The organism is Thermoplasmata archaeon (genome assembly GCA_036395115.1).
Classification (GTDB): domain Archaea; phylum Thermoplasmatota; class Thermoplasmata; order RBG-16-68-12; family RBG-16-68-12; genus RBG-16-68-12.
Genome location: DASWDU010000044.1, coordinates 47022 through 69578 on the forward strand (window position 1 = coordinate 47022; position 22557 = coordinate 69578).

Sequence of the window (22557 nt, forward strand, 5' to 3'; positions counted from 1 at the left end):
CGGAGCCTACCGCGCCAGCCTGACGTCGACTTCTCGTTCAACGTAATCCCATTCTCGCGTCTCACGAAGCCGCAGGACCAATTGTTCGAATGCGGCCGCGTCGGTTGGCGCATACTCGAACCAAGTCAAGAAATCAAAGGGCTCGCCTAGGTCGCGGCAGTGATAGAGTCGTCGGGCGATGGCCGGGAGGTACTCGAGGCCGATCGCAATATGGTGTGAGTCCTCTTCGAATATCGTGCGCCGCTCCTCCTGGGAGAGCTCCCACCACTCGGCTGATTTCTTGATGGGGATGAGGGCAGCTCGTGTCGCCTCCGCGCGATCGAGGGGAGCCTGTAGAGCGGCGAGCCGCTCGTGCTCGGCCCGTGTCGCGTACCTCTCGTGGCTGGCCACTCCACGGAGCACCCAGGCGGCGCCCGGCGGTTTCAGCGGTGAGTCGAGAACGACTTGGAGGTGACTCGCCGGGGCCAACGATGGCCCGCGAACGGCGTCCCGCTTCACGATTTTCCATTTCCCCACCGCGCTTCCCACGAAAGTCGTCTGTATGATTCCGGGGGCCTGTTTTTCTTGGTTCGTACTCAGAATGGACCGTGAGGCGAGCCTTCGCACAGACGGTGCACGTCACAGGTTTACATAAGGCTTGACAGAGAGCTGCAGAACATTCCTTCGTTGTGAGTTCTGGGAGACACTTTTCAGGAGACGATACTCGATGCAATCGCTCAACTGAAGACGAGGGTCAATCTGATGGGCGTCTGTGCATCCGTGGCACTTCACACCGAGTGTGACAGAGAGACCATAGAGAGAACGAGTCAACCCTCTCCCAGGACGCATCTGTCTCGGCGAAAAGTATGTGTCTGTCAATATTCGAACGGAATCATCTCAGACAAGCAGTCCAGGGATGCTGAAGAGCCAGGGATTCTGAGCAGGCAACGGATCTCACACCGCTTTACTATTATGTACTGGTCTCATAATCCATGAAATGGCAGAGCCATGCCACAGCCGTCCCCGAATCCGCTTGACCCCGACTGGGCGAGATTGCGAAAGGACCTCGTCAAGGTTCGGCGACGCCGAATAGCCCGACCAGGCATGGCTCGCCTGCTCGAAGAGTGGGCGGAGGATGTTGACAAGCAAATCCGGAAGCTCGCGTCCTACGGCGCCGAAGAGCAACTCAGGTTAATTTCTGCAATCTCGGCACATTTCCTAAGAATCCGCGCGTTGGTGGATGCGCTTTCCCGAGGCCTCGTCACATCTAACAGAGTCATTCACGAGTTGCTCGAGGAATCCATTATAGAAATCTCGGGAGCGGCCCTTATCCGAGACATTGTGGTGGTAGACTCTCCTTTGGAGACTCGTAGTCTAGAATCGAAACTGGACGTCTCGTCCGACGAAGTCAGTTTCGTGCTCTTTGTCAAACCCGGAGTCGGCTACGACAAGCTACCTCTCCTTCCTCGGGTCGTTCATGAAGCCGCTCATTGCGATTTCGAAATCCGAAACTTGGTCGCAGACAGTTCTATTCGAGTGCGCTGGCTTGGAGAGGCCTGTTGCGACCTGGTTGCCCTCTGCCTCGCCGGACCCTGTTTTCTCATGTCAACCAGGGCCCTAGTCGAGCTGGTAGGCCCAGAGGCAGCTCGTCTTCCTGATCGGCGACACCCAAGCTTGGCTATGAGAATCTCCATTTTGAAGGCCGTTTCGGACCAAATATGGCCAGGTGGCCGAGTGCACGCATTTGCATTGGCAGAGCTCGGAAGGGTGTCGACCGTCGTTTGTCGTCCCGAGGATCTCGAGGACCAGCGACGACTGGAGCGGCAAGTTCTTGAAGCTCTCCCGCGCTATTCTAGGCTGAGCCGGGATCCTCAGCTCTGGCAGGACATCTACCAAGGTCGGACAAGCGACAGAACACGATCGGCGTTACTGTCCATGAACTATCAAGCGGCGGAGGGGTTCGAGAAACCATGAGTCTCCACTTGCGTGACGAATTCGAACTCTTCGAAGCATCGCACAAGGTGGCCGAGTTCCGGAAGGATCTGTTGAAGGCGGTTTCGAATGGTACTCTCTCGTTCGATCAAGAAGTTGTCAAGGAAATGAGGGACATTGTTGCGAGGTTTTCCTCAAACCTTGACGACGCAGAATTCCTAAAGATGCTGCTTGAGAGGATTGGCAATCGACAACGCGACGAAGGCTTCTGGAAGGATCTTTCGGCCGCGGATGAGGTTCTCGTTTCGGTCCAGATGCGAATGCGGTACCTTCTGGACAGGGAGGAGTCTTTGGCGCCGACGGCGGAATACCGGGATCTGTACGAGAGAATCACAAGCCACCTTCTTAAGGCGGTTGGACCTCGGGAGGTGCGTAACAGACAAGCGAGACACAGAGCCATCTTTGCAACACTTCAGATCAGTCCGGGTCTCTATGTCGCCGAACTCTACAGTCGGCTTGTAGGCAGCGGAACCGTTCGTACCACCTATACGACGCTATGGAGCGACGTCCGTTGGCTTCAGATTCAGGAACAGCTTATTACGGTAGGCGGCCCCCAAGGAAGTCCGCGCTACTGCTTCCCTCATCCAAAGACGATCCAGAATCGGCATGATTTCTACAACCGATTCTACTGTGCTGAAGGGATTGTCGACAAGAATCTTACGGACAGCTTTTCGATGCGCAAGCACTGGTTTGACATTTATAGGGTGAATTCGATGACGAAAGCCCTGATCCTCGTACTGGAACACGGCGCTGTAAAGGGAGAGATGGTTGGTAGTCGTGTGAAGTCTTTCGGCAGACTACACAAGTTCGAGTCGGCGCAGAGAAGCCACGGACTCGATCCGAAGCCCGGCGTCAAGCCGGAGGATGTGCTGAGAGCGATTAACGTGACGCAGGTTCGCAATGGCAAGGAAGTGACTATGTGGCACGAGCGGCCCTACGGCGGTCCGTTGTCGCTCTACTCATCCTGAATGACCGCACCGATGAAATACACCAAGACTGCGTTTGGGTAGAGATATCTGACCCGCGCTTGACCGTCGTCAATCAGTGAGAGTTCAAGGCTTGACGGCTTCTCGTGAAGAATGATCCTTGACGCATAGTCAATAGCCGCCCTGTCGAGAAGGGTTGTTGCCTCCGAGCTCGATGTCACGCTCGCGGGCTCAAATCGATCATCTTTCGAGTTCGGGTGAGCGAAGGATATTCCGTCCTTCCTGAACGAGACCTTGAGCGTCTCAGTCGTCCCCATCGCGTCATGAACCTCCCGAAGCAGTTCAACAGACTGAGGGGTGCAACTGGCAGCCTTACCAAAGTCAAGGTCGGTTTTGGGCGCGAGTAGCGCATCGGGGACGTGCCTCAAGATTCTGGTCAGACTGCCCCAACCCTCAACTGAAACCCGAACCCGGACTCGAGCATTGTCGAACTGCAGTGCTGCGTCAACCGGTGCGTTCTCGTGTCGGCCAATCAACGCGAAATCCAATGCGCTTGAGACATGTGCAGAAAAAAGACAGATGTCTCCCGGCTCCTTGCACTCATAGCTGGAAAAAGCGGACGGTTTTATGTCGAGGTGACCGACCAGATTGCGGTTTTTCGACATTGCCTCGTAGCGGAGTCGGGTGGCGTTCCAATGGAACGAGATTGTCTCGAAGGCCACGGAAGGGAACGCGTTCGACCACAGCCTTAGAATCGCAGGATTGTTCGTCCTTAGTGTTAGCAAGGCGGAGGAACTCGGTTCTGGATGCTAAAAGCGTTGTGGTCCAAAGGCTGGCTAGGAGGTGGAGCATTACAGATCGGTCGAACTTCCTGGACATAAGGGGGCGGACAGGCAGGAGACGATTCACAGCAATCACTACCGATGGCGCACCATCGGGTTCGGTGGTCCGGCGAAACGCTACAGAGCTTCGATAGGAAGAGAGAGAACGGACACCACCTGAGCCACGCGATCCAGTTCAGCTGAACTGTCGCTCGAGCCGTTTGGTTCCGAATCAGGCAAGGACTTTCCCTTGATTTCATGTACCTTTCGCAGCAACAAGTAGAATGCGACACCGGCCAAGTACCGATCTTCGACTGCACGCGAGACATCCGCTTCGAGCTTCCTTCTACGTAGTGCCTTTGCGAGATTGAGGTTGTCCAAGCTCACGTAAATACCCGAATCCTCCGGTTTCGCTTTCTCGATGACAACTTTGCCTACCGACCTCTCGTCCCACCCAAAAGCGGCCCACACCGCAGCGTTGTCGGCTTTCGATACGGGGAAAATTCTCGGTTCCGGAAGCTTCTCCTCCCCGGGTTCCTTCTTTCTCTCGAAGGGCGGTACGATTACTATGCTTCTCTCAACGGCGAGGACTGAACCGTCTGGGAGGTCGAGTTCGAAACGCAGCTCCTCTTGGGTCCCGGTCTTTCCTGAGGGGGGACAATGTGCAAAGTAGGAGATTTTCCCGTTGCGAAGACGGGAGCTACTTCTGCGAATAGTCAAGCCGGTCTTGTGAACTCCGCGGAAGTGTGAGTCCCAATCCGACTCGAAATATGAATCGACGGCGTCGGTTTCTAGCCTTACCAGAGAGTTCCCACCCTTCTCAATCGGGATTGGGTCCTTCACGTTTGTGATTCGGAGATAAGTTGGAATTGGCTTAAGGTCAGGACGATCGAGTTCCTCCTCTCGAATTTCCTCAGGTCCTGCGTATTCTCTTTCCTGCTTCTTTTGCTTCTGACCCTCGAGGGGCTCTTTTCCCCGTGCCAGAATCAGTTCGGCAAGCTCCGGGTTTTGTCCAATGTATCGGCCAACAAGACTTCGGATTTTCGACGTGTCGCGCTCTGATCTCGCGGACAGAATTTTGACCTTCCTATCTCGTTCAAAAGCCAGGACGTTTCGATCTTGGCGCAGGTGTTGAGCCACCTCCTCCATTAGGTCTTCCTTGAACTCACCTTCCTTCAGTCGATCACGCGTACTAGACAGGAGTTCCTTCTTCGACTGATTTGTTAGCCCGTCACAGTCGACCTGAACGATCAGGTAGTCATGCGAATAGGTTAGATTCACCCGGTCGCGCAGGAAGGTCGTTTGTTCGACTCCATGACGTTGTCCGTTCAGAGTCACATAGATCGCGTGATTCCCCGAGACATAACCTTTCTTGATATCGCGCCAATTCTCTAGCTCGTCCGCTGGCGACAGAGCCCAATAGTTGATTGTCACCGAACCTCTTGTCCCGAGCCTTAGTTCGTATGAGTCGGAACTCCAGATCTGCGCCTTGTCTCCCCGCCCTCCACTCCAGAGCCTGTTTGCCAGGCCTGCGAGCGCTCGATTTCGGTTCTCATATTGTACACGAGACTCGTAGAGCCTCATTGGCAGGAGAGGATCGAAGAGTGATTGGCTGAGAAAGCTCCAGGCCGTACTTGCCGGCTGAAGCACGTCGCTGGTACCCTTTGGCAGGTCGTATGACACCAGACGAATCAAGGTGCCATGTTCGAAGGCTATACGGATTTCGCGGGGGTCACAGGTAGGAACCCTCCTGGTTCCAGCTTCAACGCAATATTCCCAACGACCTCGTTTGAAAATGACGTCTGGTGTTGTCATGTCTCGATAGCGGACGATGCTCCAGCCGACCAGGTCGTCCCGGCCGGCTTTCAATAGGCTCGACTCTTTTCTTGATACAATGATCCCGTACGTGCAATGGGCGAACGAAGTCTGTCCACCCTGTCCGAACGCACCCATCAGATACAGCTTCGACACTTTGTAGTCCTCGTTCAACCCTAACAACGTCGCGGGGAAGTCAAGTGGGTGTTGACCGATGCCTTGGTCTTGTATTTCGATGGTTGGGCGCTTCGAACTCTCGCTATCCATGAACTTGACTTTGATGTGTGAAGCGAGTTCGCCGATTCTCCTCTGCTCGCACCACCTTAGCTTGCCGTCCTTCAACTCGTAAATCGCTTCGACCGCCTTCCGCGGGCTAGTGGTTCTCTTGAGCTCAGGTCGGAGTTCGACTTGGAGTTCAATCATAGCATCGATGGCGTTTGTGATTCTCTCGGTAATCCCATCGTAGGGATCCGCGCCCATGGAAATAATCCCATAATTGCCCGCGTTGCCGCCAAGGGGAACCCATTCGATTCTGTTACTGAGACGCTCGATTACCTTCTCCACATCTCCAGCTGTAGTCGCCATCAATAACTCGTTGAGTTCAGAATCACGCATCGGCTACCAGTGCTCCAGTCTCCTTTTGCGCAAGAAACTCCAGCGTGTTTGTGAGGAAGTATTCAACTGATTCCTCGGAGGGATCATTACCGTTCGCGATGAGGATCTGTCGAACAACCTTTCGTTGTTCCGATTTCGCGATTTCTCTCCGCTCGAGAGCCTTCACGAGGGGTTCGTAAATGTTCGCGACAAGACCTTTGGAATTCTGAATCTTCGCGACCACGTTCCATCCACGAGTCCTGACACGGTTCCTTTTGCGTCTGCGCCGGCGTGCTCTCCCAGGCCTTCTTTCCGTCGATGGGTGGACCCTTTCCGTCGCCGGGTGGGCCCCGGATTCATCATCCACGAGGACTGCGAAAACAACATGGTCCTTCTCCAGATAGGGATCTACCCCAGCTAGGTCAACTCCATACTGTGTCTTCAGGAGATCCCGAATCTCCTCGACTGGAATCTTGAACAACCGTTCTTCGCGGACCTTCATGGCGTATCCTCTATACGCTATAATGTTTATAGACTTTACGGCGGTTTGGGTCGCAGAGGCGGCCAGAAAGAGTATTGTATGTCTAATTCATATCCTACGCGATACGAAAACGATATCAGGCGATACTCTGGCAGCTCCAAAACGAGTCCTTGTGACTTTTACGCCAGAGCAATGGCGAATCATCGAGTCGCTGAAAGGGGAAATGGGAAGAGGAGACGCAGCGGCCGTGAGGACGATTGTGATTTCCTGGTTGATTGAGAAAGGGTTCGCCCTTCAGGCGATTAAGAACAGGGCACGTAAGAAGACCGGCCATCAGAGGACTTCATGATTCGAGCGAAGCGATCGGTTGACCCTCGCAACCGGTTGAATGATCTCACCGGCAAGGAGTGGCTACAATTGTCTCGTTCATGGTGGTTCCAGACGGGGCTTGGCAAGAACCATCCTGAGGCCTCAATCGAGGCAATGCATCCCGCTCCATTCTCGTTTCACGACATCCGCAAACTTGTGCAGTTTTTCACAAAGCCAGGCATGACTGTCCTCGATCCATTCTGCGGCGTGGCTTCAACATTGAAGGCCGCTGCGTTGTGCGAGAGGAATGCGATCGGGATCGAACTTTCACCTCGCTGGGTACGCTTGGGGAAACGCCGTCTTGAGGAGGAGTTACCAGAGCATGTTCGATCCAAAGTCCGAATCCGATTCATCCGCGGAGATTGCATAAGAAGGCTTCCGAAACTCGCGAGGAAGAGCGTGGACTTCATTGTAACCAGCCCCCCCTACTGGAACATTCTCAACAAGGATCCCGATCACAAAGTAATCTCCGAGAGATTAGATCGAGGTCTAGAGACTCGCTACTCGAAGAGCCTGTCGGACCTGGGGAATGTCGATGATTATGACACATATTTGATGAAGTTGCGTCGAGCATTCCGGCAATGCCTTGGGGTTCTCAAGCGTGGACGATACATGGTGGTGATTGTCGGCGACTTCCGTCACAAAAGCGTGTTCTACCCATTCCACATCCACGCTGCGGTTGAAGGCGAGAAAGCCGGTTTCCGCCTTCGCGGGGTACTCCTGCTCATCCAAGGCGAAAAGCGGTTGTTTCCCTACGGATACCCCTTTGACTTTGTTCCGAATATCCATCATCAGTACGCACTGATCTTCCAGCGACCAGTTCGCTCGGCACCAAATCCTTCTCGAGTCTTCGGCATGAACGGACTATAGGGTTCCGTTCACTCTTACACTGGGGAGCGTGTCGACTTGGAGCGATTACTCACTGGCGAACGGTGGTGATTTGGCGCAATCGTCTTGGACCCCAATCTGGGGCGCAGCATCCTCAAAAATGATGCGGGTCGCACGAGGGTTATGTGACGAGCCGAACTGCGTTACTGACTATGCGCGAAGCCTCTTTCTGCAAGATTTCGTACTTGGCGGCCGCATTAGGGTCTTCTCCGGCATGTTTGAGAACGCCGACGAGGAACTCGAATTTCTTCAATGCAGCTCCGAGGACCGAGACATCAACTTCCCGGCCTCCGCGATCTGGATCCAGTAGCGCAATGATGTCACTTCGGTCCTTGATGACTTTTGTTTTCTCCCACGCTGGATTTCGACTCTGGTTATTCTCAAGGCGGTACGATCGGTCGTAGGCAGCTTTCAGCTTGAACAGAACGAGCAACGCACGTGAAGGGACCAGCACGGGTATCCTACCGAGAGTGCGTTCTATGGTCTGTCCCTCCAAAATCGAGAAGTTCAGTCTGTGTTTTCGACCCATGAAATAGTCATCTGCCTCTCGACGGGCAAACTCGACCACGATTTCGTCGGGAGGGGTCCCCTTCCTCATCGTAAGCCATCGTCGTGACTCGGTTCTGTCTTCGGTGTATCCATGGTTTTTGGCAAGCCAGTAACCAAGCCGTTTTCGAGTCTCAGAATTAGTCACGATGTCGATGTCGACGCTACCGTAATAGTCGTTGTACAGGTATACCGCCCAGCCGCCGATGAGAACGGCAGGCTGCAGGCCAGGTCCGCCGCTCTTATTGTATTCAGCGACTTTTGCGAGTATTATCTCGAGTTCTCGAAAGCTGAGTTCGACGAGAGTGTCACGGATGGGCATAGGGCTTCACCATCTCGAGCGCAAGATCACGTGAGCTGAACCCCAGCCCTGCGATATCCAATAGAGTCAGTTCCCAACTGGCCATCAGGATACCTTGGATGGATTCCAGCCCCTCCAACGGCCGGTCTGGTTTGAAAACGTTAGCCGTGACTTTGCCTGCGCCCGAGCCTACCAGTCCCAGATCATCTTCAGCGAGATAGAGATCGATCGACTTGAACTGCCGAGAATATCCTGTGCGAAGGGTTGCAGAGGTTCGCGCTGTGAATGCAAAATGAGCCCCAGCCCGCTTGAGGATTCGCGTTAGTTGTCGCGCTCCTTCGAACGCATTGTCGTATTCTGACGCAAAGACGCCGACTCTGAGGCTTTCGAAAGGCCTCTCCCAGGCAACACCATTGAGAAGCTTCTCCACGTCAAGGAATCGCACCATTGAGCCTTGCCGACCTGCAATGCCTTCTCTGACTAGCCTCTGGACCGTCGCATGCGCCCAGGCATACGACACCTTGGACTTCAGAGCGAGTTGGCGTATGCTCGTGGTTCGAAGCTCGAGAAGTCGGCAGACTACCCGCCAGGCCTTCGGACCAGTCAACCGTGAAGCCTCACGTGACCCGGGACCCTGTGAAGGCTGGATCTCCCTGGACAGGAGCTGTGGCGGGGGCTCAAGTGCATCAGCTCCGATCCTGCGCAGAAGGCCGTCGACACTCGGGGGCACCTCCCGTGACACAAGGATTGGCCGGATCTTCAGATTTGGATAACGAGCCTCGTACAAATCGCGATACAAGGCGAGTTGGGCAACATCGCTCTGTGTAGCGCGCCTGGCTTTCACTTCGATTACGTAGAGAGTCCGACCGTCTCTTGCGGTAAAATCTGGTCGAATTGAGTCGACTGCAGGCTCGCGTTTGAGTGATTTCTCAGGGAGATGGAGTCGATCGATGATATAGAACTCGAGCGGTTCTGGGGCCGGCATGCTATATCGTACTGCAACGATACTATATAAGTATATCACTGATATATGTCACTGATAATCTCGCGCGCCATCGCCATAATACGATATGGCTGAAATCTCAGCATTCGATAGCAACACTATGACGCGATTGTCTTCCCCGCAGGTTCCTCCATTTCAGTTGTTCGCATGAAGAGCATCGCGCGAATTCAGAGCTCCGAGGAAAGGACTGTTTCTGCTCCATTTACGAACCTCTCGATGAAGTCAGCACAGGACTCTGCATCCGCCCTGGCGATATCTCGTCGTCTTCCACCACCCCTTCGCCTGCCTATGCGGTCGTGTTCGTGGGCGATCTGGTTTCGTCTTTCGGCCCATCTGGACAAGCGGGATCTGATGGTGTCCTCCTCGAGGTCTATTTCCTCTCCAACTTTCGAGAAGAAATCCTCAACGCCGAGAAGCTTGACTGCGTCGAGGACCTTGTCAGGTTTCATGTAGGACAGCGTATACAGCCGATCCTTCAGGACAGCTTTGATTTTCTCGTGTGGCCTGTTGTAGTATCGCAGCATCCTCTCCACCTCGAGGACCGGCATGGCCATGTTGCCTAGAGGCCCCGGCATTTTCTCGATGTCCGCATTCAAAATCGGAACGATGGCGTCCTCAATCTTCTGGTGGAAATAGGCATCAAGAGCGCTCAACGAGAAGACAACAGCAGACCGGAGAAGCTCCTTCCTGTCCTCGGTAAGAAGGCCGGCGGTGCGAGCCGTTTTGTCATAGATTGCAATCAAGTTGCGTGCCGACTTGATGTTCTCCCCGAAATCCTCGAAAGCGGTCAAGCTTGCTTGCCAGCCACGAACCCCTTCGGTAGGGCCATAATTCTTTCGGCCTATGCCTCTAGAGTGGCGGCATGATGCGATTGTCTCGCCTTCCAAGTTCTAGATCGCCTGCTGGCCTTCTCGGGGGAAAAGGTCTAAGCTACCGACGAAGAGTCACGAATGAATGCGGGATCCCAGGGACGAGTTGCGGACCCTAGTCGATCGGGGCAAATTCCTGATTCAGGAGGCGGAGGGTGTCAAACAGGCTAGTAGGTCTTTGGATCCGAACGTCCAATTGGGAGTTGGAGTGTTCGATCTCGCGGTTGGGCTAAGAGGACGAAAGAGGCTAGCCGCGGCTCTGGGAAAGACGTGGCTTCGAGGAAACCTCGTTCAGCGCTACTCGTCTCTGACAAAGAACTTCGATCAATGGTACACCGAGACGGTTGCCACGCTGCGGAGAATCTCGGTCGCTAGGAAGAACCTGGCTCACGGCGGCAACAGCTCCGCTCTCGTGAAACGCCTCGCCACGGCCAAGACCTACCGGAGGCTCGACACCCAGATTGCGAAGGCCGTCGGAACCTTGGAGGCCATCGCATCGGAAGACTTGGTCTACAATGACGAGATCGACGAACTCCGTTTCCAACGGAAGAAGGAGGCATTCGAGGAGCTTCGTAGGGGCAGAGAGGAGCAACTCCTGGACCTGAGGAAAGTAGCCCCGGAACTCGGTTCTGTCAAACTCGAAAACCGTCAAGAACTTCGGACTCAGCTGGCCGGTCATCCCGAGGTCGCTCGGATGATTGAGGGAGCGTTGGACACCCTTTCGACGACCGGAGCCGACGCGAACAGGCAAGCCCTTGCCTCTTGCCGTTCAGCGATCGAACTTCTCCTAATCGAGATGACCGGAGAAACTGAGTGGCGGACAGGGCTTAATGAGCTCGCCGCGGGGACCCGCAAGAAGTTGGTGGCCGGCACGTATGCCTTTCTTTCCGGGTATGGGTCGCACCCCGGAGGCGTTACAACGAAGCGGGATGCAGAGTATGGGATACGAATGACTATCGCGTCGTGCTTGTGGCTCCTGGGTCGCACTTAGGAATTCCGGTTGGCATTGTCTCGAAAATTGTAGCGAGAGCCCATCAGGGTACGAAGTGCGTTCCCTCGATGCAAGGTTCCATAAGTAGTCGTCCGTCGTATGCTCAGGACTGTGGGTGTAAGAAAGAGCAAAAATTGGCTCGATTTGCTCCATGAGGACCCCAAGCTTGCCGACGACAGAGGTCGCTTTGAAGCTGCGTCCGACCTAGTCGAAGGTGTCTTCGGCGCTGAATGGTTGTCAAGCGAACTTTCGAAGCCCCCGCGGCGCAGGCACGAGCTAGCGAACTGGTGGAAGGTTGGTGGAATCGTGAGTGCGTGGAGTATTCGAGGGCTCGCTGAGGATATCGGGGCTGTGCAAAATGCCAGACAATTTGACCAGATTTTGGCAAGACTTCGTAGCCCAATCGAGTTCGGATCGGCACGTTACGAGGTGCACTGCGCGGCCCTCGTGGCGCGGGCAGGCGAGGTCAACCTCGAATTCGCCCCTGATGTTCCGCCCGGCAAAGCCGATTTCGCATTCGACGCAGGGGGGCAGCGAATCTTCAATGAATGTAAGAAACTGGGAATCTCGAACGCGGAGAAGGCCTTTCTCAACTTGTTTGTCCGTTTGCGAGATCGAATCTACCGAATGGTCTCCGATTCCGACTCCGGGTTCCTCGAAGTCCGCATTCGTTCCCGGCTTCTGCCACGTGAAACACCAATCCTTCCAACGATCAATACAGTGGAGCGCCTCATCAAGGGCTATGACGGACGATTCGCAAGAGTCGTTTCGGGGCCCGTAGATGCTAGCATTTTCCCCTTGAGGGCCCGGATACGACCACAGGATTCGGAACCTGATGTCGGGCCAGGTGGATCCATCTTCTCTGCACCGCCGCCACGGATTGCTTTTCGTCCCAGGCTCCGGGGAGTTGAATTGTGGACCAAATTTGACCTTACCGCGGGCGTCTACGTTGAGTCGCCGTGGGTCCTATATGTGGAGTGCGCGAGAGACCCGCGAGAGACCACACGTATTGAGAGCATCCTGAAAAGGGTTGCGAAACAACTCCCCCGGGACACGCCGAACCTCCTCTGGCTAGGTACCACACAGTACCAAGATCACGAGTCAATCGCCAACGAATTGAGGAAACGATTCGGACGAGGCCTTAACAGGCGTCTTAGCGGTGTGATGCTCACACTTCCCACAGTGTACCGCAGTGCTGACATTCTCTCCTGGCTCGATTGGCTCCAGTTTGTCGAGCACCCTAACCCATGGATCAGACTTCCCGAGGTACCCTTTTCAGCTATGGGTCTCGTTACACAGATGAAGTCCCAGGGTGACAGGGTTCCATTCCCTGCCAATCGGTACTCCCTCCGCTTCCTGTACTGGAAACGAGTCGCCGCATACTGAATCGTTGCGAAACTGCTCGCGGTGATTAGAATCGCGATTTTCATTTAGGCAGTCGTGTAGCATGGCACTATGTATGAACTGCCTCTTCCAGAGACGGCATCAGCCACTAATTCCAGAGTACGATTCGCGCGAGACCTCGCGCACGATGTGCTGGAAGAGCTGGTGACCCAGGCGAGTCGCGTCGTCCAATCGATCCGGGGAGACGACCTTCGCCGTGACGACGAGCTGTCCCGGTCGGATGAACGTCTCGAGTCGGATCGCATCGTCCTCGAGCGCCCACGCGAGGCGCATCCCTTCCGCGAACTCGGAAAGCCCGTACCAGCGGAGCGGCCCGATCCAGGCCCCGCGGAGCGCCTGGACGAGGGTCCTCAGATCGAGGTTCGCGGGCAGGTAGGTCTGGAGGATCGTGATGCCCGGCTCTTCGGGCCGAAGGCTTCCCGGACTCAGGACCTGCATCGCCCTGGACGTCACCCGGTAACCGAGCTCCGTGTGCTCGACGAGGTCGTCGTCCGCGAGCCGGTGGAGGGCGCGGGACAGTTGTTCCGGATGGATGCCCAGACGGCGGCGCAGCCCTTGGAATGCCACCTGCGACGACGGATCCTGGGAGAGGAACTCGAGGACCTCCCGGTCGTGTTCTCGGAGGTCCAACGGGAGAGGTCCGATGCGAGGTTCGCCGTTCTCCGGCACCATCGTCCCGCGCTCAGGACGTCCGCGGCGGATAAATCTGCGGCCGCGAGAATCGAAAGGGAGAAGAGGGACGGTCGCGGCCTGGAGGTCGACTAGCTTCCGGCTGTCAGCGTCCCGTTTCGGACCACGGGTCGACCCTCGATCGTGACCGTCGCTCCCGTGAGGCTCGCACCGAAGTAGAAGTCCGTCTTGTTCTTCCCGCCCGGGACTTCGTCGTTCGCGCCGACGGCGACGTAGACGTTCCCCGCAACGATCGCATCCTGGAGGAATCCGGACCGTGCCTTCGGATTCAGCCCGATATCGATGTACCCGAGGAGGTCCTTCGGTCCTTTCGCCTCGTCCCAATCCGACCGGATGAAATCTTCGTTCTCGGACGCGGAGAACTTCGTCAGCCGGCCGCCGTCGAACGCGATCCGCACGTCTCGGATCCACTGGCCGAGCCACGCGATCGGCCGGTCGAACACGATCGTCCCCTCGCCCGACTTCTCGTCCGGCACGACGAACGCCTCGCCCGCCGGGAGGTTTGCCATGTTCTCGCCCTCATCGAGGTCCTCTTTCGTGATGATCCCGTCCTCGATCCCCGCCGGGCGGCCGACGAGGTCGCACGAGAACCGGGTCCCATTCGGATGGGTGATTTCGAGACGGCCCCGGCCCGCGAGGGCGCGTTTGACCTTCCGCCCCTCCCGGACGATTTCCCGCCCGTCCACGGAACTCGCCTCGAGCACCATCGACCGCCACGCGGGCAGGTCGAACCCGTACGCCCGCGCACGCGCCTCCGTGACGTAGCCGAGTCCGATCCGCGCGCCCCGAAGCCGGTTCCGCTTCGCGCGACGATACCACTCGTCGTTGTACGCCGTCGCGGCGCTGTACTTCTTGCCGGCCTCGCGGACCTTCGTGATGTCGGCGGGGCCCGGGATGAAGGCGTAGCCGTCCGCCTCCCCCACGGCCTTCCACTCGTGGCTCCCCACCTGTCCGAGTTTCGATTCCGGGAGCGTCTTGATGGACCGCCAATACGCGTCCTCATCCTCGAAGAGGAGCATCGGGCGGGCGCCGGCCGCACGCACCTGGTAGACGATCTCCGCCGCGATCGGGAGACCGTGGTTCCACGTCTCCACGATCACGTTCTCGTTCGGCTTGATCTGCAACGTCCGCCGGATGACGTTCTTCGCGAGGGCTTCGTACTCGGACATGGATGGCTCTCCTGGGCCGGTCGAAGTCCCACCGCGAATAAATACATGCGCCCATCGGCGGGGGAAGGACCTTACCGTTCCCGGCCATTCGCCACCGACCGCAATGGATGGGTCCTTTTCGCCGGCGGAGCGGCGCACCCTCCGTCTCGTCGCGGACGCCCTCGTGCCCTCGTTGGACGTCCCCCCGGATCCCGACGGCTTCTACCGGCGGAGCGCGAGCGACCTTGGCGTCGACAGCGACGTCGCTCAGATTATCGAGTCGTACGTCACCCCGGACCAGCGCCACGACTTCCGCCGGTTCCTCCGGACGCTCGAGAATCCCGCCCTTAACGCCCTCTTGACCGGCACTCCCAGGAGCTTCTCCTCGATGTCCCCGGAGGACCGCGAGCGGTACCTGCTCGGCTGGGCGCGGAGCCGACTCCCGGTAAAACGGCGGGGCTTCCACGCGGTGAAGCGCCTCGTCCTCTTCCTGACGTACGGCAAGGCCCTCGCCGACGGCGGGAATCCGAACTGGCCCTCGGTCGGATATGCCGCGCCGGATTCAGGGGGACGCTCGCACCCGGCCCAGCCGAGGGACGCCCGGATCGAACCGCTGCGGCCCACGGCCGAGCTCTCGCTCGACGCCGACGTCTGCGTCGTCGGGAGCGGCGCCGGCGGATCCGTGATCGCGGCAAAGCTCGCGGCCGCCGGCCATCGCGTCGTGGTTCTCGAGGCGGGGGCCTATCGCACGGCGGACGACTTCTCGCAGCGGGAGGCGGACACGTTCGATACGATGCTCCAGGGCCATGGCGTGCTGACGACGCGCGACCTAGCGTTCGGCGTCCTCGCGGGGCAGACGGCGGGCGTGAGCGCGACGGTCAACTGGATGACGTGCCTGCGGCCGCCGATGTGGGCCCGGCAGGAGTGGGAACGGGATCACGGCATGGCGGGCGTGGCCTCGGCCGCGTTCGACGCGCTCCTCGACGAGGTGTGGGAGCGGCTGCACGTGAACACGGAGGAGAGCATCGTGAATCCGTCGAACGACGCGTTGCGCCGCGGTTGCGAGGCGCTCGGCTACCGCCTCGGCGCGGACTACGACGTGATCCCTCGGAACGCGCGCGGCTGCGACAACCGGTGCGACTACTGTTTCTTCGGATGCATCTACAACGCGAAGCAGTCGCCGATCCTGACGTATCTCCCGGACGCCCATCGAGCGGGCGCGCGATTCCTCTTCGACACGAGGGCGGACACGATCGTGGTCCGTGACGGAGCGGCACGCGGCGTCGAGGCCACGTACCGAGGCGGCGGACGCGACGTGCCGGTCCACGTCCGGGCGGGAACCGTCGTGGCGGCCGGCAGCGCGGTGCAGACGCCCGCGCTCCTGTTGAGATCCGGCATCCGCTTTCCCGGCGTCGGCCGGGGACTGCGGCAGGATCCGACGACGGCCGTCTTCGCGGAATTCCCGCATCTGATCCGGATGTGGGCCGGTCCGATGCAGACGATCGTCGTCCATCGGTTCCAGGCCGCGGACGAGGGCCACCACGGTCCCTGGCTCGAGAGCGCACCGGCCCACCCGGGCCTCTCGGCGCTCGCGATGCCGTGGTCCGGCGGGCGCGCCCACAAGGAGGCGATGGCCCGCCTCGCCCACGCCGGCTCGACGATCGTCCTTGTGCGGGACGTCGCGGAGGGCCGCGTGCGGATCGACGCGCGCGGCGAGCCGATCCTCGAATACCGTCTCACGTCGCGGGACCGCCGCAACCTCGTCCGCGGATTGCAGGAGGCCGCCCGGATCCAACGCGCGGCGGGCGCGGTGCGGATCTCGTCGCTCCACCTCCGCGAGTGCACGGTCGGGGACGGACGCGCGCCGATCCGGGAGGCGGATCTCGACGCCTTCATCAACCGCATCGCCCGCCTCGGAGTCCGCGAGAACGGACTCGCCCTCTTCTCCGCTCACCCGATGGGCTCCGCGCGCGCGGGCTTGGATCCGAAAACCTCCGCCGCACGACCGACGGGCGAGTGCCACGAGGTCCGGGACCTCTGGATCGGCGACGGCAGCCTCCTGCCGACCGCGCCGGGCGTGAATCCGATAATCTCGATCATGGCTCTCGCCGCCCGCACTGCGGGGTTCATCCATGGTCGGCAGTCCCGGGCCGCCTAGGAGCGTTTCATCTCCGCCACATCGGCGGACGGGATGAGTTCCTCTTCCAAGCTATCCACTTGGAGCGTCGCGTGCGTGATTCCGAATCGCTCCCGGAGCCGAGCTTGGACCGCGTCGACAATGCGGGCCGCCTCGTGGACCGTCGTGTCGCCCGGTACGGACAGGTGGCCGGTGAGGAGGTACAGCCCCGACGTGGCCGTCCAGACGTGGAGGTCGTGGACGCCGCGCACCCCAGGCACCGTGCGGATCGCGTCGGCGACATCTCGCGACTCGAAGGCCGTGGGAGACGCCTCCAGCATGATGCGCACGGAATCCCGGAGGAGCCGCCCCGCGCTCAGGACGATCAGGACGACGATGAACAGGGCAACGACGACGTCGAGGACGGTTCCGCCGGTCACCGCGATGAGGACAGCGCCCGCCACGACCCCGGCGGAGCCGAGCGCGTCGCCGTAGGCGTGGAGGAACGCGCCGCGGATGTTGATGTTCCGACGAGCCCACGAGCGTAACAGCGAAACCATCGTGAGGTTCGCGGCGAGGCCGATGGCGCCCACCGCGAGCATCGTCCCTCCGGCAACCGCTTGGGGTCGGAGGAGTCGCTCGTACGCTTGGAGGACGAGGAACGAGCCGATCCCCGCGAGCAGGACCGCGTTCACGAGGGCCGCGAGCACCTCGATGCGGTGGTAGCCGAACGACATTTGCGGCGTGTGCGGGCGCTCGGCCAGGCGCAGCGCCGCGAGGCTCAGCGCGAGAGCCACGGCGTCCGTGCCGACGTGGCCGGCGTCACTCAGGAGCGCGAGGGAGCCGCTCCACCAGCTGCCGAACGCCTCGAGGACGGCCGCCCCCGCGGCGATCCCAAGGGCCGCGACGAGCCGGCGCCCGAGTCCCAAGCGCGGGCCGTGGGCCTCCATCCCGATCCCGTCGGGACCGGCGGCGAGAGACATGAACCTTGGCCGGCTCATTCCTCGGTGATATAGAACTCGTTCCCATCCGGGTCCTTGAACATCGCGTACGTGCCCCAGTCCTCCTTCGTCGTCGGCGTCGTGAACTCGACGCCGAGCTTGCGGAGGGACTCCTCTTCCTTCTTCACGTTCTTCGAGACGAAGGAGATCCCGGAGTTCCCCGGTTCCAGCGGATACAACCCCTCGCACAGGTGGAACGCGAGGTTCTCGTTCTTCGGTGCGACGGTGATCCAGTGGCCTTGGTGGTCCCGGATCTCGAAGCCGAGCTTCTCCGCGTACCACTTCGCCGATTTCTTCGCGTCGGATACGACGAGGGCGATGGTCGTGAGGCGCATCATGGGCCACCGGATTCGGTCGGCCCCCATAAAGTACGCGGGCTCGCGGGGGGCGGAAAACTCATCGTCTCGCGCCCGAATGGGTTTGGTCCGATGACTCCCTCCCCGCGATTTGAGCGCGCGAAGAAGCTGACCGCCGAGCTACGGCGGCGCGAGGGACGCAACTTGTTGGCCGTCGGCTTGTACGGATCCGTGGCTCGCGGGGAGGACCGGGCGCACTCCGACATCGACCTCGTTCTCCTTGTCCGGTCAAAAAGGACCCGGTTGCGGATGAGCGTGCGAAACGGCGTTCTCGTATCCCTCCTGCAGTTGACGGAGGACGAAGCGGCCGATGAGGTTCGAGGCTACGCCTGGAACCTCCCGGGGTCCTGAGCGGCTGGCGGTCCGTGCAGCCGTTGCACGATCCCGCCAAGTTGCTTCGACGCCTCCGGGACCGCGCACGGCGGCCGAGTGCATTCCAATTCCGCGAGGCGGCGCGCCGCGGCTTCCTCGGTACCTATGAGGACTACGGAAAACTGCGCAACGCCCTCGAGGCGGGAGACGCCGAGGAGGCCCGAGAGACGGCGATCTGGTTTACGGCAGGGGCCGCGATGATTCTCCTCTGCTGGACAGGCATGTTGTCTCAACGGGACGTCGAGTCTTCGCGGAACTCCCGAATCAGAGTGCCTGCGGAAAGGCAATTCGCGATCTCCGGTACCGAGAGCTATCAATGGACGAGACGACGCGCCTCGCACGGTTCGTTTGGACGTCGCTGCTCAAACGTGCGCGCGCGCAACACATGGCGCTGGTCGAGATGCCATAGCGGAATGAAACGGGCAGTCCTGCAGAAGCCTTTAGCCTCTCCGGTCCATTCCCGGGTCGGAGAGAGGGTCCGACATCGGCCTCGTCGCGGTCGCCGCAATGCAACTGGGCCTGGAGTCGGCCGGCGCCTTCGGGTATCTCTTCGCCGTCTTCCTCTATTCGATCGCCGCGACCGTCATCTTGCCGATCCCGGTCGAGCTGCTCCTGCCCTTGTACCCGGGGATCGATACCGCGGTCAAGGCGGTCGCGCTCGGCCTCGGGAAGGCGGTCGGCGCGATCGTCGTCTTCTTCGTCGGGTACAAGGTGAACCCGTACATCGAGCGGTGGATGGGGCGCCACGCCCTCGCGGGACGGGTCCTGAAGTTTATGGAAGCCTTCGTCCGACGGACCGGCTGGATCGGCCTGACGATCCTCCTCGCGATCCCCTTCATGTCGGACACGGCCGTGAATTACTTCTACTCGCTGCTGAACGCGGAAGGCCACGCGGTCGGCCGGGTCCCGTTCGTCCTCGCGAACCTGATCGGGGGGATCGTGCGGGCGTACCTGTTCCTCTGGCTCTTCCAACGATGAGGAGAGGTCGCTCACTTCGGCGCGATGCCGCGCTTCGAGGCGCGCGCGAACGCCTCGAGGAAGCCTTGCGTGAGGTCGCTCGCGGTGATGATGCCCTCCACGTTGTCGAGGCGCGTCACGACGACCCAGCGGGTCTTCTTCTCGAGCATGACGCGGGCGGCGGCCCGGAGCGTCGTGAGAGGGCTCACGGTCGTCACGGGGGACCTCATGATCTCGCTAACGAGGACCTTCGAGGGGTTCTTGCCTTTCGCAGTGACCTCCCACAGGATTTCGCGGTCCGTGACGAGGCCGATCGGCCGGCCGTGCTTGACGACGACGAGCCCGCCGATCTTCTTCGCCGCCATGCGCTTCGCGGCATCGAGGATCGTGCGCTCCGGGTCGATCACGATCACATCGCGCGTCATGACGTCCCGGACGAAGACCATCGCTCGCCGCCGGGAGGATGTCCCGTCCGCGCATGAACGCTTTGGGCCGTCGGACCGTCGACTACGCCGTCGTCGATTGGGATTCCGGCGCGTCCGCGCCGGTCGCCGTTTCCTTCCACGGAGAGCGCTGTCCCAACGAATTCAAGCGTTGGCGGTTCCGACACGCTGGGAATCGGGTGCACCCGAGGAACGACCATCCGTTCCGGGCCCGACGGCGGACGAGCCGGCCTTCCCCGCAGGCGTCGCAGGCCCCGTAATCGCTCTCCAGGAAGGTCGCGTCGCGCACCCAACGGCCCAGGGAGGCCCGGTGGGCTCGGAGTTCCGCGAGGACGGCGTGCAGGTCCTCGCGTGATTTCCTGACGACGTCCGCGAGAGTCGCGCGGCCCTCCGCGATCGCGGTCATGCGGTCCTCGAGATCGCGCGTCATCTCCGGTGCCGTGACGTCGGGACCGTAGATCGCGAGGGCGTCGACGAGGGCCCGTCCCGCCGCGGTCATCCGGATCGAACGGCCGCTGACATACTGCCGGCGGTACAGGAGATCGAGAATCTCGTGCCGCGTCGACTTCGTGCCCAGCCCGAGGCGCTGCATCGTGAGGAGGAGGGTCCCGGAGGTGTGCAATGGCGGCGGCTTCGTCCGGTCCTCGACGATCCGCAGCTCGCAGACCGGCAGGCCTTCGCCCTCGCGGACGGCCGGCAGGTCCCCCGGCGGATGTTCGTCCGGGACGATCTCGCGCCAACCCGGCTCGACGATCCTGCGACCGGTGGCGAGGAACTCCGTGTCCCCCAGTCGAAGGTGGACTTCCGTGATCGTGGAGACGCTCGGGGGCGAGAACGTCGCGAGGAATCGCCGGGTGATGAGGTCGAACACCTCGGATCGGAGTCCGGTGCGACGCTTCGCCGGCTGCGCGGCCGTCGGATGGATCGGCGGGTGGTCGGTCGTGCGGACTGGGCCGCGCGTTGCCTCGAGATGCGGACCTGCCAGGAGGCGGTCCACGAAGCCGCGGTACGGAGACTCGCGCAGGCGCTTGAGGATCTCGCGGACGGGGAGGGAGGGCGGGTAGACGGTGTTGTCCGTCCGGGGATAGCTGATCTCCCCGCGGACATAGAGTTCCTGCGCCGCGACCATCGCCCGCGAGGGACCGATCCCGACGCGGGAGGCCTCCGCCAGGAACGAGGTCGTGTTGAACGGCGCCGGGGGTGGCTCCCGATGATCGCGCCGCTCGATTCGGCCGACGACCGCGGCGTCGCCGAGGCTCGCGAGCGCCACGAGCGCCCGTGCGCCGCCTTCGTCCCAGAAGGGCCCGCTCACGGCCGACGCCTCGAACGGCGGCTCTCCCGTGACCAGGAGGACGTTCCAGAACGGGCGGGGGACGAAAGCCTCCCGGTCCCGCTCCCGGTCTCCGACGAGCCGCAAGGTCGGCGTCTGCACGCGTCCCGCCGACAACACCTGCCGTCCGGAGCCGCACTCGAGGGTGAGGAAGCGCGTCAGGACCGCGCCCCACGCGAGGTCGATTCGTTGCCGGGCGGCCGCCGCTTCGGCGAGCGCCCAATCCGGTTCGGCCAGGTCCTGGAAGGCGAGGCGCACCTCGCCGGCGGTCATCGCGCTGAATCGGGCGCGGCGGGCGGTCAGGCCCGGCCGGATCGCCCTGAGGGTCTCGAGCGCCTCGATCCCGATCAACTCGCCTTCCCGGTCGTAGTCCGTCGCGATGACGACCTCGTCGGTCGTCTCGGCGAGGCGGCGGAGCGCATCGTGGAGAGCCGCAGGGGCCTCCCGCCGGACCGGCTCCGTGTCGATGAGCGATTCCGGATCGACGGCTCGCCAGTCCCGGTCCGCGTCCGGATAATCGATCTCGACGACGTGGCCGCGGAGTGGGAACACGATCACGTCGGCATCGGCCGAGGAGAACGTGAAGTGGATGAAGCCGTCTGCCCGGACGGTCTCCGCCCTCCCTCCTGACAGGATGCGGGCCAATCGGCGGGCGGCGCTGTATTTCTCGGCGAGGATGAGCCGCCGCAACTCGGGGCGCATTCGTCTCGCGATTACTTAAATATGTTGATGTCGGACATTGACTTTTCACGCGCGCGCGTGTGGAGGCCTGTTTTGGCGGCGTCGATCCGGCACGGACGAAGTCCGTCGATGGCCCTCAAACATCGACCCAGACGAAGCCGTCCTCGACCTTTGTCGGGAACGTCTTCGTGTTTCGGACCCAGTCCGTGTCCGGGTTCGCTTCCCCGGTCCGGATGTTGTATCGGCCCTCGTGCCATGGGCAGACGAGTTCTTCGCCGTCGAGCGTGCCTTCTCCGAGCGGCCCGCCCATGTGCGTGCACACCCCATCCAAGGCGAAGAAGCTCCCGCCGCGATGGACGATCGCGATTGCGCGACCGCCGACGACGGCTCGGGCGACGCCGCCTTCGGGGACGTCGGCCGCCTTCACCGCTTTCGCGAACGGCATCAACGCGGCTAGACCGCTAGGCAGCATAAATCTTCTACC

The 22557-nt window shown here is 60.4% G+C and carries 22 protein-coding genes; 8 read left to right on the plus strand and 14 right to left on the minus strand.

The features are described 5' to 3' along the window. Positions 1-6: 6 nt before the first annotated feature. Positions 7-468, minus strand: coding sequence for a chlorite dismutase family protein (locus VF992_10795; GenBank protein ID HEX9341637.1), 462 nt, complete (start codon positions 466-468; stop codon positions 7-9). Positions 469-1083: 615 nt separating this feature from the next. Between VF992_10795 and VF992_10800 the strand changes: the two genes are divergently transcribed. Both VF992_10800 and VF992_10805 read left to right on the plus strand, forming a co-directional pair. Further along, positions 1084-1953, plus strand: coding sequence for a hypothetical protein (locus VF992_10800; GenBank protein HEX9341638.1), 870 nt, complete (start codon positions 1084-1086; stop codon positions 1951-1953). An 8-nt stretch (positions 1954-1961) separates the two neighbouring features. Beyond that, positions 1962-2939, plus strand: coding sequence for a hypothetical protein (locus VF992_10805; protein HEX9341639.1), 978 nt, complete (start codon positions 1962-1964; stop codon positions 2937-2939). On the opposite strand, the gene VF992_10810 is transcribed toward VF992_10805, so the two are convergent. The 3 genes from VF992_10810 to VF992_10820 form a co-directional block, all read right to left on the minus strand. After that, positions 2927-3619 (minus strand): hypothetical protein, encoded by a 693-nt coding sequence (locus VF992_10810; protein HEX9341640.1) that lies wholly within the window; start codon positions 3617-3619, stop codon positions 2927-2929. The genes VF992_10805 and VF992_10810 overlap by 13 nt on opposite strands. 237 nt (positions 3620-3856) lie before the next feature. Beyond that, positions 3857-6148 carry a hypothetical protein gene (locus VF992_10815; protein HEX9341641.1) on the minus strand — a complete coding sequence of 764 codons (2292 nt, stop codon included), beginning with the start codon at positions 6146-6148 and terminating at the stop codon, positions 3857-3859. Next, positions 6141-6629, minus strand: coding sequence for a hypothetical protein (locus VF992_10820; GenBank protein HEX9341642.1), 489 nt, complete (start codon positions 6627-6629; stop codon positions 6141-6143). The genes VF992_10815 and VF992_10820 overlap by 8 nt, the downstream gene beginning before the upstream one ends. Here VF992_10820 and VF992_10825 point away from each other — a divergent pair. Continuing rightward, positions 6628-6957 (plus strand): hypothetical protein, encoded by a 330-nt coding sequence (locus VF992_10825; GenBank protein ID HEX9341643.1) that lies wholly within the window; start codon positions 6628-6630, stop codon positions 6955-6957. The two genes, VF992_10820 and VF992_10825, sit on opposite strands and share 2 nt — an antisense overlap. Continuing rightward, positions 6954-7847 carry a DNA methyltransferase gene (locus tag VF992_10830; protein ID HEX9341644.1) on the plus strand — a complete coding sequence of 298 codons (894 nt, stop codon included), beginning with the start codon at positions 6954-6956 and terminating at the stop codon, positions 7845-7847. Before VF992_10825 ends, VF992_10830 begins: the two co-directional genes overlap by 4 nt. 139 nt (positions 7848-7986) lie before the next feature. On the opposite strand, the gene VF992_10835 is transcribed toward VF992_10830, so the two are convergent. The 3 genes from VF992_10835 to VF992_10845 all read right to left on the minus strand — a co-directional run bounded on the left by VF992_10835 (position 7987) and on the right by VF992_10845 (position 10506). Further along, positions 7987-8733, minus strand: a complete 747-nt coding sequence (locus VF992_10835; protein ID HEX9341645.1) for a hypothetical protein — start codon at positions 8731-8733, stop codon at positions 7987-7989. Then, entirely contained in the window at positions 8720-9142 is a 423-nt protein-coding gene (locus VF992_10840) for a hypothetical protein (GenBank protein HEX9341646.1), read from the minus strand. Before VF992_10840 ends, VF992_10835 begins: the two co-directional genes overlap by 14 nt. Positions 9143-9882: 740 nt before the next feature. Further along, positions 9883-10506: a hypothetical protein gene (locus tag VF992_10845; protein ID HEX9341647.1), complete on the minus strand. Its 624-nt coding sequence runs from the start codon at positions 10504-10506 to the stop codon at positions 9883-9885. Positions 10507-10669: 163 nt separating this feature from the next. Here VF992_10845 and VF992_10850 point away from each other — a divergent pair, with 163 nt between their 5' ends. Together VF992_10850 and VF992_10855 are read left to right on the plus strand one after the other, a co-directional pair. Then, on the plus strand, positions 10670-11575 hold the full coding sequence (locus tag VF992_10850; protein HEX9341648.1) for a hypothetical protein: 906 nt from the start codon (positions 10670-10672) through the stop codon (positions 11573-11575). Positions 11576-11674: 99 nt separating this feature from the next. Continuing rightward, positions 11675-12961 (plus strand): hypothetical protein, encoded by a 1287-nt coding sequence (locus tag VF992_10855; GenBank protein ID HEX9341649.1) that lies wholly within the window; start codon positions 11675-11677, stop codon positions 12959-12961. A 99-nt stretch (positions 12962-13060) separates the two neighbouring features. Here VF992_10855 and VF992_10860 read toward each other — a convergent pair whose 3' ends face one another. Beyond that, positions 13061-13651, minus strand: a complete 591-nt coding sequence (locus VF992_10860) for a hypothetical protein (GenBank protein ID HEX9341650.1) — start codon at positions 13649-13651, stop codon at positions 13061-13063. A gap of 89 nt (positions 13652-13740) precedes the next feature. Further along, positions 13741-14838, minus strand: a complete 1098-nt coding sequence (locus VF992_10865; protein ID HEX9341651.1) for an aminopeptidase — start codon at positions 14836-14838, stop codon at positions 13741-13743. 103 nt (positions 14839-14941) lie between these two features. Between VF992_10865 and VF992_10870 the strand changes: the two genes are divergently transcribed. After that, the gene (locus VF992_10870; GenBank protein HEX9341652.1) at positions 14942-16975 is read left to right on the plus strand and encodes a GMC family oxidoreductase; all 2034 of its coding nucleotides are present in this window, start codon (positions 14942-14944) and stop codon (positions 16973-16975) included. Here VF992_10870 and VF992_10875 read toward each other — a convergent pair. Both VF992_10875 and VF992_10880 read right to left on the minus strand, forming a co-directional pair. Further along, positions 16972-17916, minus strand: coding sequence for a cation diffusion facilitator family transporter (locus VF992_10875; GenBank protein HEX9341653.1), 945 nt, complete (start codon positions 17914-17916; stop codon positions 16972-16974). The genes VF992_10870 and VF992_10875 overlap by 4 nt on opposite strands. Before the next feature lie 14 nt (positions 17917-17930). After that, positions 17931-18272, minus strand: coding sequence for a VOC family protein (locus VF992_10880; GenBank protein ID HEX9341654.1), 342 nt, complete (start codon positions 18270-18272; stop codon positions 17931-17933). A gap of 897 nt (positions 18273-19169) precedes the next feature. Here VF992_10880 and VF992_10885 point away from each other — a divergent pair. Further along, positions 19170-19640, plus strand: coding sequence for a hypothetical protein (locus tag VF992_10885; protein HEX9341655.1), 471 nt, complete (start codon positions 19170-19172; stop codon positions 19638-19640). Positions 19641-19651: 11 nt separating this feature from the next. Here the strand turns inward: VF992_10885 and VF992_10890 are convergent, their stop codons facing one another. The 3 genes from VF992_10890 to VF992_10900 all read right to left on the minus strand — a co-directional run bounded on the left by VF992_10890 (position 19652) and on the right by VF992_10900 (position 22518). Next, on the minus strand, positions 19652-20065 hold the full coding sequence (locus VF992_10890; GenBank protein HEX9341656.1) for a CBS domain-containing protein: 414 nt from the start codon (positions 20063-20065) through the stop codon (positions 19652-19654). 61 nt (positions 20066-20126) lie between these two features. After that, positions 20127-22082: a DNA topoisomerase gene (locus tag VF992_10895; protein HEX9341657.1), complete on the minus strand. Its 1956-nt coding sequence runs from the start codon at positions 22080-22082 to the stop codon at positions 20127-20129. A 127-nt stretch (positions 22083-22209) separates the two neighbouring features. Next, positions 22210-22518, minus strand: coding sequence for a Rieske 2Fe-2S domain-containing protein (locus VF992_10900; protein ID HEX9341658.1), 309 nt, complete (start codon positions 22516-22518; stop codon positions 22210-22212). Positions 22519-22557 lie beyond the last annotated feature (39 nt).

Coding starts and splice junctions, on each gene's coding strand:
- VF992_10900 (HEX9341658.1), bottom strand. CDS start 22,518: ATGCCGTTCGCGAAAGCGGTGAAGGCGGCCGACGTCCCCGAAGGCGGC.
- VF992_10880 (HEX9341654.1), bottom strand. CDS start 18,272: ATGATGCGCCTCACGACCATCGCCCTCGTCGTATCCGACGCGAAGAAA.
- VF992_10800 (HEX9341638.1), top strand. CDS start 1,084: ATGGCTCGCCTGCTCGAAGAGTGGGCGGAGGATGTTGACAAGCAAATC.
- VF992_10865 (HEX9341651.1), bottom strand. CDS start 14,838: ATGTCCGAGTACGAAGCCCTCGCGAAGAACGTCATCCGGCGGACGTTG.
- VF992_10815 (HEX9341641.1), bottom strand. CDS start 6,148: ATGCGTGATTCTGAACTCAACGAGTTATTGATGGCGACTACAGCTGGA.
- VF992_10830 (HEX9341644.1), top strand. CDS start 6,954: ATGATTCGAGCGAAGCGATCGGTTGACCCTCGCAACCGGTTGAATGAT.
- VF992_10890 (HEX9341656.1), bottom strand. CDS start 20,065: ATGGTCTTCGTCCGGGACGTCATGACGCGCGATGTGATCGTGATCGAC.
- VF992_10855 (HEX9341649.1), top strand. CDS start 11,675: ATGCTCAGGACTGTGGGTGTAAGAAAGAGCAAAAATTGGCTCGATTTG.
- VF992_10870 (HEX9341652.1), top strand. CDS start 14,942: ATGGATGGGTCCTTTTCGCCGGCGGAGCGGCGCACCCTCCGTCTCGTC.
- VF992_10875 (HEX9341653.1), bottom strand. CDS start 17,916: ATGTCTCTCGCCGCCGGTCCCGACGGGATCGGGATGGAGGCCCACGGC.
- VF992_10825 (HEX9341643.1), top strand. CDS start 6,628: ATGGCGTATCCTCTATACGCTATAATGTTTATAGACTTTACGGCGGTT.
- VF992_10850 (HEX9341648.1), top strand. CDS start 10,670: ATGCGGGATCCCAGGGACGAGTTGCGGACCCTAGTCGATCGGGGCAAA.
- VF992_10820 (HEX9341642.1), bottom strand. CDS start 6,629: ATGAAGGTCCGCGAAGAACGGTTGTTCAAGATTCCAGTCGAGGAGATT.
- VF992_10835 (HEX9341645.1), bottom strand. CDS start 8,733: ATGCCCATCCGTGACACTCTCGTCGAACTCAGCTTTCGAGAACTCGAG.
- VF992_10860 (HEX9341650.1), bottom strand. CDS start 13,651: ATGGTGCCGGAGAACGGCGAACCTCGCATCGGACCTCTCCCGTTGGAC.
- VF992_10885 (HEX9341655.1), top strand. CDS start 19,170: ATGCAACTGGGCCTGGAGTCGGCCGGCGCCTTCGGGTATCTCTTCGCC.